We start from the raw sequence: 13,516 nt of genomic DNA, 5'->3' as shown, positions 1-13,516 counted from the left end.
ATCATGAAAAAAATTGCAATTATTGGGGCAGGAATTGTAGGCTCAACAGTAGCTTATTATCTCTCAAAGAGTGACATGACTGTAATAATTTTTGACGAAGGTCACGGACAAGCTACAAAAGCTGCGGCAGGTATTATTTGTCCTTGGTTTTCTCGTCGCCGTCATAAAGCTTGGTATCGTCTGGCATGTTCAGGAGCAGATTTTTATCAGGAACTCTTGTCGGATTTAAAAAATGATGGCATCGCTACAGATTTTTATGATCAATCGGGAGCTCTTCTCTTGAAATCTCGTCCAGAATATTTGGAAGAACTACGTGAGCTGGCTGAGTCACGATTGGTGGAATCCCCACTAATTGGTTCCCTCTCTGTCCAAACGTTAGCAGAAGCTCAAAAAAGTTTTCCAGATTTAGCTGGCTTTGACAAAGGGATTTTAGCGAGTGGTGCAGCACGAGTTGAAGGTTCACAACTGACTGAAACGTTAATTGAGGCATCTGGCTTTTCTCTTTTAAAGGAAAAAGCGGAGCTAAAACGTTTGTCAGATGGTACTTATGACGTTAATGGTCAGGTATTTGATTCAGTTCTTTTAGCCTGCGGTGCTTGGTTGCCAGATATTTTAGAACCGTTAGGGTATCAAGTTGATGTTAGTCCACAAAAAGGACAATTAAGAGATTATTATTTTGATGACTTGGAAACAGGACACAATCCTGTGATTATTCCAGAGGGGGAGATTGATGTTATCCCGTTTGCTGGTGGAAAAGTTTCTGTAGGTGCTAGTCATGAAAAAAATATGGGATTTGACTTAACTGTTAATGAAAGGATTTTGGCAGATTTTGAAGTAAGAGCGCAAGACTTTTTCCCTAAAATAACAGAAGCGATAAAAACGCGTGATCGTGTGGGAATTAGGGCTTATACGGAAGATTTTTGTCCCTTTATAGGTGAAGTTCCAGGCCTCAAAGGTGTTTATGCTGTTAGTGGACTTGGGTCATCAGGACTCACGACGGGGCCACTCTTAGGAAAAATGCTTAGTCAATTAGTGATGGGGCAACAAACAGCTCTTTCTGCTAGTGATTATCTAATTAGTCGCTATATTAAGAAATGACACACTATACAAAATATGATAAAATAAAGTGATTATATATTTAAGGAGAGAACCATGAAAGGTATTATTCTAGCTGGTGGATCAGGAACACGTTTATACCCATTGACTCGTGCTGCATCAAAACAATTGATGCCGATTTATGATAAACCAATGATTTACTATCCATTATCAGTTTTGATGTTGGCTGGTATTAAGGAAATTTTGATTATCTCAACGCCACAAGATTTGCCACGTTTTGAGGAACTACTTGGGAACGGTGCGGAATTTGGTGTTTCGCTCTCTTATGCGGAACAACCAAGTCCAGATGGTTTGGCGCAAGCCTTTATCATTGGTGAAGAATTTATTGGTGATGATAATGTTGCTCTTATTTTAGGGGATAACATTTATCATGGTCCAGGCTTATCAGCAATGTTGCAGCGTGCTGCGGCTAAAGAGTTAGGTGCGACTGTTTTTGGCTACCAAGTTAAAGATCCAGAGCGTTTTGGTGTCGTTGAATTTGACGCGGATATGAATGCTATTTCTATCGAAGAAAAACCAGAACAACCGAAATCAAATTACGCAGTTACAGGTCTTTATTTCTATGATAATGATGTTGTAGAGATTGCCAAAAACATCAAACCATCTCCTCGTGGTGAATTGGAAATCACAGATGTTAATAAGGTTTACCTTGAGCGTGGTGACTTGTCAGTTGAAGTCATGGGACGTGGTTTTGCGTGGCTCGATACAGGTACCCATGAAAGTCTGCTTGAAGCAGCGCAATATATTGAAACTGTTCAACGTATGCAAAATGTTCAAGTGGCAAATCTTGAAGAAATTGCCTATCGCATGGGCTATATTACTAAAGAGCAGGTACTCGAATTGGCACAGCCATTGAAGAAAAATGAGTACGGGCAATACTTGCTACGTTTGATTGGAGAGGCCTAATGACAGAACAGTTTTTTGACAAAGAACTAGCTTGTCGCGAAGTTCCAGGTATTCCAGGGATGTTAGAATTTGATATTCCAGTTCGTGGTGATAACCGTGGGTGGTTTAAAGAAAACTTCCAAAAAGAAAAAATGGTACCCCTTGGTTTTCCAGAAAGTTTCTTTGCAGAAGGCAAGTTACAAAACAACATTTCATTCAATAAGAAACATACTCTTCGTGGTCTCCATGCTGAGCCTTGGGATAAATACGTTTCTATAGCGGATGAAGGGCGAGTGATCGGTTCTTGGGTTGACCTTCGTGAAGGAGATACTTTTGGAAATACCTACCAAACGGTCATTGATGCGTCAAAAGGTATTTTCGTACCACGTGGTGTTGCCAATGGGTTCCAAGTGTTGTCAGATACAGCAGCTTATACTTACTTGGTCAATGATTATTGGGCATTGGAACTTAAACCGAAATATGCCTTTGTCAATTACGCAGATCCAAGTCTTGGCATTGAGTGGGAGAATCTCGCAGAAGCTGAAGTCTCAGAAGCTGATAAAAACCATCCGCTACTCAAGAACGTCAAACCTTTGAGAGTTGAGGATTTGTAAGATGTATCAAGAATTTTTAACGATTGCCAGAGAATTAAACCAGATTGGCATCGTTCCGCTCTTGATGGGATCTGTCGGATTAGAAGTGCGAACAGGTCAATCTTGGCAGGCAAGAGATTTGGACATCCATGTTCCTAGCGACCCTCGTGGCTGGGCAGCGCCTGATGAAGGGCGGATTTACCGATTTGATGAACTTAATGCTATCATGGAAAAGCTAGGTTATCATTTGGTCAATCGCCATGAACACGAGTTTCAAAAGGAGGGACATTCCGTTGAATTTGGCGGACTGCATTCTCTGCCGAGTTTTGCTGGTGTAGAACTGGAAGACCTAGAAGAGGTAGAAGATGAAGATGTTCATTACTACCTGCCAAATTTGGGACAATACCTCAAAATTTACCAGGCTTCATCAAAGGATAGCTATCGTGCTGAGAATAATAACCGCAAAGATTTCGCAAAAATTGATTACTTAAAACAAGCATTAAGAAAATAAGCAAGAAAGGATTGTTCAGTTTTCTTCGTAAAATTGAACACGGGACTAAATTCCTAGGAAAAGATGAATCTTCCTAGACGCAAAACGTCTTTGTCAGATTTCCTTTTCGCTTTTGAAGCGTCAGGCTCAAAGCTAAAATAATTCAGTAGATTATTTGACTTCTACGGAATGTTTCGCAAGCGAATCGTCCCTTTGTATCTTAAAATATGTCAGAATTTAAAAATATTATCGTCACAGGTGGAGCAGGTTTTATTGGTTCTAACTTTGTGCACTACGTTTACAACAATCATCCAGACGTTCACGTAACCGTCTTGGATAAATTGACTTACGCTGGTAACCGTGCGAACTTGGAAGCTATCTTAGGCGATCGTGTGGAGTTGGTTGTCGGTGACATCGCTGACGCTGAGTTAGTAAACCAATTAGCAGCGAAAGCAGATGCTATCGTTCACTATGCAGCTGAAAGTCACAATGATAACTCATTGAACGACCCAAGTCCGTTCATCCACACGAACTTTATTGGCACTTACACACTTTTGGAAGCAGCTCGTAAATACGATATTCGTTTCCACCATGTGTCAACTGATGAAGTTTACGGCGATCTTCCCCTTCGTGAAGATTTACCAGGTCACGGAGAGGGACCAGGTGAGAAATTTACCGCTGAAACCAATTACAATCCATCATCACCTTACTCATCAACTAAGGCAGCTTCTGATTTGATTGTTAAAGCATGGGTTCGTTCATTTGGTGTCAAGGCAACCATTTCAAACTGTTCAAATAACTACGGACCATACCAACACATTGAGAAATTTATTCCGCGTCAAATTACAAATATCTTGGCAGGGATTAAACCAAAACTCTATGGTGAAGGTAAAAACGTTCGTGACTGGATTCACACCAATGACCACTCAACAGGTGTCTGGGCTATCTTGACGAAGGGTCGTATCGGTGAGACTTATCTTATCGGAGCCGATGGTGAGAAAAATAATAAAGAAGTGCTTGAGTTGATTCTTGAGAAAATGGGACAACCAAAAGATGCTTATGATCATGTCACTGACCGTGCCGGTCATGACCTTCGTTATGCGATTGATTCTACAAAACTCCGTGAAGAACTTGGTTGGGAACCACAATTCACCAACTTCTCAGAAGGTTTGGAAGAAACCATCGCTTGGTACACAGAAAACCAAGATTGGTGGAAAGCCGAAAAAGAAGCCGTCGAGGCTAATTACGCTAAGACACAAGAAGTTATCAAATAGAAATCAAAAAACCTTGTCATATCAACCTTTGTTGAGGATGGCAAGGTTTTTTGATAAAAATAACATTTTTTCTTGACAGAGATAGTTTAGCATGGTACAATAATTGAGGTTTTGAATAAAACTGACCTAAGACAGTAGGGGAGCTGGACTCATAAACATCCTACCGAGGACAAAAACCATATTTTTTATGTGTATTTTGTACTTTCGTGTCTAGGTTTAGGTGCGATTTTTTTGTGCCTAGCCCAAAATAAAAACGGAGGTAAACTTAAATGTCAGAAGCTATTATTGCTAAAAAAGCGGAACTTGTGGACGCTGTTGCTGAGCAAATGAAAGCAGCTACTTCAATCGTTGTAGTTGACGCACGTGGTTTGACTGTAGAACAAGATACTGTTCTTCGTCGTAATCTTCGTGGTGAAGGCGTTGAGTATAAAGTTATCAAAAACTCTATCTTACGTCGTGCTGCTGAAAAAGCTGGTCTTGAAGGAATGGCTGAATTGTTCGTAGGACCATCAGCTGTTGCATTTTCAGATGATGCTGTTGCTCCAGCTAAAATCGTTTACGATTTTGCAAAAACTGCTGACGCTCTTGAAATCAAGGGTGGTGCTGTAGAAGGTAAAGTTTCAACTAAAGCTGAAATCGAAGCACTTGCTACATTGCCAAACCGTGAAGGTATGCTTTCTATGCTCCTTTCTGTACTTCAAGCGCCAGTTCGCAACGTTGCATATGCTGTCAAAGCAGTTGCAGAAAAAGAAGACGCAGCTTAATCAAATGGCGTCAGCAAGTAGCGGCTTAAAGCTACAATTAATATTATAAAATACCTATTTGGAGGAAATTCACAATGGCATTGAACATTGAAAACATTATTGCTGAAATTAAAGAAGCTACAATCCTTGAACTTAACGACCTTGTTAAAGCAATCGAAGAAGAGTTTGGCGTAACTGCTGCTGCTCCAGTTGCTGTTGCTGCTGCTGGTGGTGCTGCTGAAGAAGCTAAAGATTCATTCGATGTTGAATTGACAGCTGCTGGCGACAAAAAAGTTGGCGTTATCAAAGTTGTTCGCGAAATCACAGGTCTTGGTCTTAAAGAAGCTAAAGAACTTGTTGATGGTGCGCCAGCTATGGTTAAAGAAGGCGTTGCAACTGCAGAAGCTGAAGAAATCAAAGCTAAACTTGAAGAAGCTGGAGCTTCAGTTACTCTTAAATAATAGAGCGACTACTCAAGTAGCCTAAAAACATGATTAAACCGCTATTCTTTGGAGTAGCGGTTTTTTTTTGCCTAAAAATAAAGATGTTCTGAACAAATTCTGAATTTTTCTTGATACCCTTATCTTAAAATGAGATAACCATCCCAAAAAACACTTTTTAGTTCATCGATATAGTTATGGAAATAGTGTAAAATAATAATATAACAATGGGGGATAGTATGTATAAACTATTAGTTGTAGATGATGATTTTGAGATTTTAAAATTGATGAGAAATATTTTAGAAATGAAAAATTATGATGTGACGGTTTTCCAGAAGGTTAGGACGCCAATCGTTATTGATGAGTTTAAAGGTTTTGATCTGATATTACTTGATGTGATGATGCCCAATATTGATGGGTTACAATTGTGTCGTCAGATTAGAGATAAGGTGCTAACTCCGATTATTTTTGTCAGTGCTAAGGATACTGAAGAAGATATTATTGATGCCTTAAACTTAGGTGGAGATGATTACATTACAAAGCCGTTTAGCGTTAAGCAGCTTGTTGCCAAAGTAGCTGCGCATTTGAAGCGTGAAGAACGTCGCAACCATTTTGAGCACACAGAACAGGTTGTTCGAGAATTATTACCAATCACATTTTATTTACAGGAAAGACGTGTCTGTATCAATGGAGAAACAATTGCTTTAACTAGTCGTGAATACAATATCCTAGAATTGCTATCTAGGAAAACCAATAAGGTATTTACAAGAGAGGACATCTATGAACAGGTTTATGATGAGGATTCCGATACCCTATTTCGCTCTATTTCTGAATATATTTATCAGATTAGAAATAAGTTTTCACCCTATGATATTAATCCAATCAAAACCGTAAGAGGTGTGGGGTACCAATGGCATGATTAAACACTATTCCATTAAAAAACGAGTTTTTAGGACAGTGTGGGAAATTGTTTTAGGAACCCTAGCTATTTTACTTATATTTTTTGCAGTCAGTTATGCATTGGTGGTCTCAGGACAGTTGAATACCTATGATTTGACTGTTAAGATACCTATTGAGTCACTTTCTAAGTCTGATACCATATCATTGATGGAAACATCCACATTTGATTATCTTTTGATTGATCGTGAAAAAAATAAAGAGATTGCGGGAAATTACCAAAAATCAGATTGGGCTTATTATGAACGGGTCATTAAACAGAACAACTCTGTCCAAATAGGTTCTGTTAGATATACTGAGTATAAAAATTCAGAAGCATTGCTTATTGTGAGACAGCCTATCCTTCCTGAGTTTGTTAATCCTAAATTACGTCAGATTCCCTATAATACATTTTCATATTTCCTAATCTCAGGATTAGAACTGATATTACTGATTTGGTCAGTTGCTAAATTGTTGAGAGAATTTACAAGAAATTTCCGATTGATTGAAGTCATATCCTTAAATATGGGAAGTAAAGATGTGAGTATTGATCGAAGAGAAACTGAGATGATTGAGTTCAATACCATTTTAAACATGCTTTACCAGAAAGATGATGAATTGGTAGCACTTTTAGAAGCTGAAAGGCAAGATAGAAAAGACTTATCCTTTCAAGTTGCAGCGCTAGCGCATGATGTCAAAACGCCTTTAACGGTGCTAAAAGGAAATCTTGAACTTCTTGAAATGACTGATTTGGATGAAAAACAAGTAGATTTTGTGAGCTCAATGACTAATAGTGTCATAACTTTTGAAAAATATTTTAATTCAATGGTGAACTATTCAAGATTGTTGATTGAAGATAAGGATTATCAAGAAAAAATTGAGTTGACAAAGTTTCTTAGTGAATTGACAGGTGAAGCAAAGGAGATGATGGCAGCAGAACAAGTGACTCTAGTTGTAGATAACTTAACTGAAAGACAGTTTTTAAGAGGGAATAAATTAAATCTTAATCGTGCTCTCATTAATATATTAGCTAACGCAGTCAGATATAGTTCCGGAGAAAGAATGGTTACCCTATCCGTGAAAGATGATAACGATTTTTTAGTATTTGAAGTATGGAATAATGGGCAACCTTTTACAGAAGAAGCCTTAACTCATGCTAGTGGGCTATTTTATACGGATAATAAAGGCAGAGATAAGAACCATTATGGTATTGGGTTATCTTTTGCTCACAAAGTTGCACAGAGATACCAAGGACAGTTGGTGTTATCAAATCCTTCCAAAGGAGGTGCACTGGTGACCCTTTTAATCAAAAATGATATTTAATACTTATTAAAAATTGATAGGGAAGTTGAGAATTTTGTCTTAGCTTCTTTTTTCTGAATAAATTCTGACAAATCCTTAGTATAGTGTTCTATATAGAAAGGAAGGTACTGATAATGGAAGCACAGATTAATCATTTACGAAAAGCTTATAAGGATAGAGAGATTTTAAAAGGTGTCACTTTTAGGATTGAAGAAGGAACGATTTGTGGTCTTTTAGGTGTGAATGGTGCAGGGAAATCTACTATTATGAAAATTATCTTTGGCTTAGAGGCTATAGATAGTGGAACAATTAGTTATTCTGGTAAAAAGAAGGCACCCCATGGTGATTATGAAATGGGAGCTTTAATTGAAGCACCTGCTATTTACATGAACCTCTCTGCTTTTGATAATTTGAAAACGAGAGCTCTGTTATATGATATTTCTAATGAACGTATTCATCAAGTGTTAGAACTTATAGGATTATCACATACCGGTAAAAAGAAGGCAGGTCATTTTTCTTTAGGGATGAAACAACGCCTTGGTCTGGGAATGGCCATTATTACAAATCCAGATTTGCTCATTTTAGATGAACCGACGAACGGTCTTGACCCAGATGGCATTAAAGAATTACTTGACTTGATGATAACCTTAAAAGAATCAGGAATGACGATTCTCTTATCAAGTCATCAATTACATGAGGTGAGCAAGGTTGCAGACCGTATTATCATATTGCATGATGGAGAGATTTTTTATAATCAGATTAATTCACATGACGACGATTTAGAGCAATTGTTCTTTAACATTGTACACGGTGGTATTTAGTATGATTAAAATTTTACAATCAGAGTGGCTCAAACAAAAAGCTAGTGCCGATAAAAAACAATTAGTTTTTGTACCGTTTTTAGCTATTTTTGTGGCCTTTTTATTGGTGGGACCAACATTAATCGAAAGTTTTTCCATTTATTGGTGGGAAGCTATCTTTTTAGTCACACTTATTGGTTTACTCTTTTTACATGATTACAAAGTAGAAGAAAAAGCAGGGCATTTTCAAAACATTTCTCTAGGAAAAGATACCATTAAGGTTTATATCGCTAAAATGTTATTAAAAATTAAAGATATGGTTATTGCTAGTCTATGTTTTTTAGGAATTTTTTACTTAGAAATCCACTTATTTGAAGGTATGATAGATGTCAATCTGTTCAATGATTTGGTATGTCTTTTGCTTATGTTATTAGCGTCTATTTGGGTATTACCATTTTTGTATGTATTATCTACCTGGTTGAATCCTTATCTTCTTTTAGTCGTGAATTCACTAGTTTGTTTATTGGTAGCGCCTTTTATTGCTCAAACTAATGTTTGGTATCTCTTTCCTTATACCTATCATTACAAAGTAGCTCAAGGCCTACTTCATTTAAAACCTTCCGGTGATTTAGAGTCAGTGATTCGTGGAGTTGATATGGCAACACCAATACTAGCTGTGGTACTATCAGTCATTGTATTTATAGTTTTTTTAGCTTTATTGAAATGGAGATTGTCTCATGAGCAAGTATTTAAAAAGTGAACTCTTGAAATGGAAAGGGTCTTATAGTTTTTATCTCATTATTACCATATCTCTGTTACAGCTAATAACCATAGTCCCATATATCTTGGTTATTAGCCATAATCCTATTATATTGGAAAATATGATCTTTTTATCAATGCTTGGTTATTGTGTATTTGTGGCTATTATTTCCATTCTTGTTCAGGAACAAGAAGAACAAGCCAATCATTTTCAACATATCAAGAGTGATAAAAATCGAGTTGCCATCTGGGGAATGAAAATCATTTCAGCTGATTTGTTGTTAGCCTTACCAAGTTTGATTGTTTGGCTAATCATTGGGCTAGAATTACATAAGGTGCCCTATTATATGTTTGTAGGCGTTGTCACATGGTTATTGGCCATATTCTTGAACCATTTCCACATGTTTTTGATCCTTTTTATAGGTAAAGGAGGAAATCTTCTCCTATCATTTGTTGAGTGTTTATTCATTATTTTTGCGACCAATAAAACCTTTTTAGATGTCATTTGGATGCCAATTGCTTTGCCGGTAAATGCTATTTTATTATATGGAAATGAAAAGTATATTATAGCATTGGTTTGTTTTATTATTTTATCACTAATTGGTCAGTTGATAGTGATTAGCAAATCAAACATCAAGCGCTATTGAAATTACTGTCAGAGAATTGTCCATATATCAGAGTAAAATAATAACTATAGTGATAATTTTTACTTGAATAGTAAATAAAGTCGTGTTAGAATCTCTACTATGAAAAGATATTTGGAAGGTGACAAATGACATTATTACCAACTCGTTTAAGAGCTAGAAGGTTAGAATTAAATTTATCTTAGGCTGAATTAGCAGAAGGAATTTGTGAGCAAGGCCAAATTAGTAGAATTGAAAAAGGGAAATATAATCCAGGGGCAGAATTATTGTATAAATTGTCACTGAAATTGAATGTTCCTATGAATTATTTTTTTGATGAGAGTGTTATAAAAGAAGATAGTACAATTCAGAATTTCAAGATACTCTCCAATAAATTATTAGCTGATAGGGACTACGAATCGTTCAAGCATCTATATGAATTAGAAATTGAGAAAAAACAAAAACTCCCTCTTTCTGATCAATTGTACTTGTCATGGATTGTTATTATACAACTATTTATAATTCAAAGTCAGAATATGATAATGCATCTTTTATTGGTTGTTCCAAGTGGAGTACCTAATCCGCATATTGGTAGCCCTAAACAACCCGATAGTATAGTGATTGGCTAGGGAGAGGATGCTGATTTACATCCATTTTTTATAAATTAGTTATTAAAAAATAATATAATCATTAATAATTAGTTAGAAAAATATCATAAAAATCGAATAATAATATGAAGCTGGGAAAGAGAATCTCAGCTTTATACTTATATCATTATTAAATGGCAGAGTAGTGTTTGATTACTTAAAAAACGATCCAGTTTGTGTTTAATTAATTATCTATTCTAGAGTATTTTAGTTTCTTTATAGTTACCAATGTTACAAATAAATGACAAAAATTACAATTATGTGTTGATGATGGAAATATAAAGGATTATAATGAAGGTGAAAAAAAGAATAGTGAGGAAGTAGTCATGAAACAAGAACTTTTTGGACATCAAAAACAACGTTTTTCTATTCGAAAATATTTCTTTGGAGCTGCTTCGGTATTACTTGGTAGTATGTTAATATTTGGTCATAAGGTTGCTATGGCAGATGAGGTGTCTCATTGTTGCTGTGGGTGTCAACCGAAAAATCAAGTGGTTGCAGAAACAAGTCCAACAACTCCAGTAGATCAATCGCTAGAGAAAACTGGCAGTGGGGGAGAAATTTCTATATCAGAAGAAGCTACACAAGCGAATGAAGGTAATGAAGTTAATTCAGAACTGCTGGTAGATAATGCTTTGACATCTTCTGAAAATATTACAACAGGACAACTTACACCTGAAAAAGAACCAGCGCCAGTAGTCAATAATGCTACTGTAATGGCAGATGTTAAAATAGTTGAAGCACAGGCTTCAGAAGATAAAATTGAAGTTCAACCAGTTGTTCCAACACTAGCTCCTCAAGGTAGTTACACCTTCACAGAAAACACGGATGTCAAAAACGAAGCCAAAGTTTCAGCACCAGTAGAATTCTATTATCCAAAAGGTGACAAGGTTAATTATGATAAAGTCTTGGTAAACGATGGTCACCAATGGCTATCTTACATCAGCTACAACGGCATCCGTCGCTACGCAGATTTGGGGAAGGTTGAAACAAAACCAGAAACAAAAACGACAGCTCAGGATACTTCAAAGACAGAAATCAAATCAGTTGTAAAAGAGACTGTCAAATTAAATATTCCTGAAAAAGGAACATATCATTTTGACAAGGCAGCAGATGTTAGAAATGAAGCTAGTATGGGGGCGCCTGTTCAGTTTAATTTCGATAAGGGGGAGAGTGTCAACTACGATAAGGTTTTAACCAATGATAATCATAACTGGATTTCTTATATCAGTTATAGTGGTATTCGACGCTATGTAGATTTAGGTCAGGTTGTGACAAAGGAAGTTGTCAAGAATGATTCGTCAACTCAGGTAAAAGAAACTGACAAACCTGTATCTGAGACAAAAGAGATTACAGTTTCTGGGCACATGCAAATTGAAAATAAATCTGACAAGGGATTTGATGTTATCATTAATGATGTTAAGAGTTCTGAAAAAATTTCAGCAGTTAGGCTTCCTATCTGGTCAGATAAGGGAGGACAGGATGATCTTATCTGGTATAGTGCTGAAAAACAACTAGATGGTAGTTATAAGACGAGAGTAGATATTAAACAGCACAAAAATGATTTTGATGATTATCATATTCATCTTTATTACACCTTATTAGATGGAACTCAGAAGTTTGTCGCTAAAGAAAAAGTGACAGTAGAAATGCCACAGGAAGATGTTGTCACAGGAAATCTTACCGTTGAACATATGACTACAGAAGGATTCGATGTGGTTATTTCTAATGTAGGGATTTCGCAATGCATCAAGGAAGTGTTAGTTCCTATATGGTCTACTTCAGCTGGTCAAGATGATATTCAGTGGTATCAAGCTGTTAAACAAACTCAGGGCAATTACAAGGTTTCTGTGAAGGTTAGCAACCATAAAAATAATAGTGGTGAATACAATATTCATTTATACTATCGTCAAAATGATGGTCAGTTAAAATTTGTTAGCCAAACGACAGCAGATGTGAAAGCTACAGATTCTATAGCTACTAGGGAAGTGACCTACAACGGTTCATATTATAGCATTCAAGGGAAATATGATGAGATTATCATTGCCAATAAAAAGTATCCTTTGGCATCAACTTATAACCCTGGCGAGTAACCAGAAGCTAGGGAAGCATTTATCCGCTTGCGCAACGATATGATTAATCAAGGATTCAATGTTGGGAAAACCTATAGCGGATTTAGAAGTTATGAGACGCAACGCTCACTCTATCAAACGTATGCCAATAGTGATGGTCACGCAGCTGCGGATCGTTATTCTGCACGTGCTGGGCATAGTGAACATCAGACAGGTTTAGCTTATGATTTTACAGATAAATCTGGACGTTTACTTGAGGATAAAGCAGCGGCAGATTGGTTGTCTCACAATGCTCATAAATATGGTTTTGTGATTAGATATTTACCAGGAAAAGAAGCTGTGACAGGTTATATGGATGAACCTTGGCATGTGAGGTATATTGGTAAAGAAGCTGAGGAAATCTATGCTTCTAGAAAGACCTTAGAAGAGTATTATGGATTTGATGGCGGAGATTATGAGAAATCAGCAACCACATTACAGCCAAGTCCCACTTCAATCGCTCCAAAGGGTGTTTATACCTTTACCAAACGTTCTTCAATCAAAGCAGAGCCAAAGATGTCCAGTTTAGAATTAGCTTACTATGATGCTGGAGAAACCGTTAATTATGATAGCGTGTTAACCTCTGAAGGGCGTCGATGGATTTCTTACATCAGTTACAGCGGCAATAGAAGATACATCGCAATTAGTTAGCAAGCTTGAGTTAGAGAGTGAACGAGAAGCTATTTCTATGAAATATTGACTTCTTTGTTCACTCTTTTTATATTTGGGTGTTCTTAATGCTTCTATAAACCGCTTTCTTATCTTTTGATAAAATGTTATAATGGTCGCAAAGGAGG

13 protein-coding genes, 1 pseudogene and 1 other annotated feature are annotated in these 13,516 nt (G+C 36.7%); all 14 genes and pseudogenes read left to right on the top strand.

Going from position 1 to position 13,516, the window contains the following annotated elements:
• Window positions 1-3: 3 nt before the first annotated feature.
• Complete coding sequence (locus tag GZ996_RS02350) at window positions 4-1,098, top strand: NAD(P)/FAD-dependent oxidoreductase (RefSeq protein ID WP_162011249.1); 1,095 nt, start codon at window positions 4-6, stop codon at window positions 1,096-1,098.
• Between the two features lie 54 nt (window positions 1,099-1,152).
• Window positions 1,153-2,022 (top strand): glucose-1-phosphate thymidylyltransferase RfbA, encoded by an 870-nt coding sequence (gene rfbA / locus GZ996_RS02345; protein WP_162011248.1) that lies wholly within the window; start codon window positions 1,153-1,155, stop codon window positions 2,020-2,022.
• Window positions 2,022-2,615: a dTDP-4-dehydrorhamnose 3,5-epimerase family protein gene (locus GZ996_RS02340; protein WP_162011247.1), complete on the top strand. Its 594-nt coding sequence runs from the start codon at window positions 2,022-2,024 to the stop codon at window positions 2,613-2,615. The genes rfbA and GZ996_RS02340 overlap by 1 nt, the downstream gene beginning before the upstream one ends.
• A gap of 1 nt (window position 2,616) precedes the next feature.
• The gene (locus tag GZ996_RS02335; RefSeq protein ID WP_162011246.1) at window positions 2,617-3,105 is read left to right on the top strand and encodes a phosphoribosylanthranilate isomerase; all 489 of its coding nucleotides are present in this window, start codon (window positions 2,617-2,619) and stop codon (window positions 3,103-3,105) included.
• Window positions 3,106-3,311: 206 nt separating this feature from the next.
• Window positions 3,312-4,358 (top strand): dTDP-glucose 4,6-dehydratase, encoded by a 1,047-nt coding sequence (gene rfbB / locus GZ996_RS02330; RefSeq protein WP_161978573.1) that lies wholly within the window; start codon window positions 3,312-3,314, stop codon window positions 4,356-4,358.
• A gap of 107 nt (window positions 4,359-4,465) precedes the next feature.
• Window positions 4,466-4,599, top strand: a sequence feature (ribosomal protein L10 leader region).
• Window positions 4,600-4,627: 28 nt separating this feature from the next.
• Complete coding sequence (gene rplJ, locus GZ996_RS02325; RefSeq protein ID WP_156805435.1) at window positions 4,628-5,122, top strand: 50S ribosomal protein L10; 495 nt, start codon at window positions 4,628-4,630, stop codon at window positions 5,120-5,122.
• 74 nt (window positions 5,123-5,196) lie between these two features.
• Window positions 5,197-5,562 carry a 50S ribosomal protein L7/L12 gene (gene rplL, locus GZ996_RS02320; protein WP_156805434.1) on the top strand — a complete coding sequence of 122 codons (366 nt, stop codon included), beginning with the start codon at window positions 5,197-5,199 and terminating at the stop codon, window positions 5,560-5,562.
• Between the two features lie 218 nt (window positions 5,563-5,780).
• Window positions 5,781-6,464 (top strand): response regulator transcription factor, encoded by a 684-nt coding sequence (locus GZ996_RS02315; protein WP_162011245.1) that lies wholly within the window; start codon window positions 5,781-5,783, stop codon window positions 6,462-6,464.
• A complete protein-coding gene (locus GZ996_RS02310) occupies window positions 6,457-7,800 on the top strand; it encodes a sensor histidine kinase (RefSeq protein WP_162011244.1) in 1,344 nt (447 codons plus the stop codon). The genes GZ996_RS02315 and GZ996_RS02310 overlap by 8 nt, the downstream gene beginning before the upstream one ends.
• A 113-nt stretch (window positions 7,801-7,913) precedes the next feature.
• Window positions 7,914-8,600, top strand: a complete 687-nt coding sequence (locus GZ996_RS02305; RefSeq protein WP_161980115.1) for an ATP-binding cassette domain-containing protein — start codon at window positions 7,914-7,916, stop codon at window positions 8,598-8,600.
• 1 nt (window position 8,601) lies between these two features.
• On the top strand, window positions 8,602-9,339 hold the full coding sequence (locus GZ996_RS02300) for a lantibiotic ABC transporter permease (RefSeq protein ID WP_156805430.1): 738 nt from the start codon (window positions 8,602-8,604) through the stop codon (window positions 9,337-9,339).
• Between the two features lie 121 nt (window positions 9,340-9,460).
• Window positions 9,461-9,985: an ABC transporter permease gene (locus GZ996_RS02295; protein WP_238385915.1), complete on the top strand. Its 525-nt coding sequence runs from the start codon at window positions 9,461-9,463 to the stop codon at window positions 9,983-9,985.
• Window positions 9,986-10,185: 200 nt separating this feature from the next.
• Window positions 10,186-10,590, top strand: a complete 405-nt coding sequence (locus GZ996_RS02290; RefSeq protein WP_443255848.1) for a helix-turn-helix domain-containing protein — start codon at window positions 10,186-10,188, stop codon at window positions 10,588-10,590.
• 344 nt (window positions 10,591-10,934) lie between these two features.
• Window positions 10,935-13,370, top strand: a pseudogene (gene ldcB / locus GZ996_RS02285) (LD-carboxypeptidase LdcB/DacB).
• The last annotated feature ends 146 nt before the right edge of the window (window positions 13,371-13,516 follow it).

Origin of the sequence: Streptococcus sp. S784/96/1 (genome assembly GCF_902729355.1) — a bacterium.
Classification (GTDB): domain Bacteria; phylum Bacillota; class Bacilli; order Lactobacillales; family Streptococcaceae; genus Streptococcus; species Streptococcus caledonicus.
The sequence above is the reverse complement of the archived record's forward strand: the minus strand, read 5'-3'. Positions and strand labels throughout refer to the sequence as shown.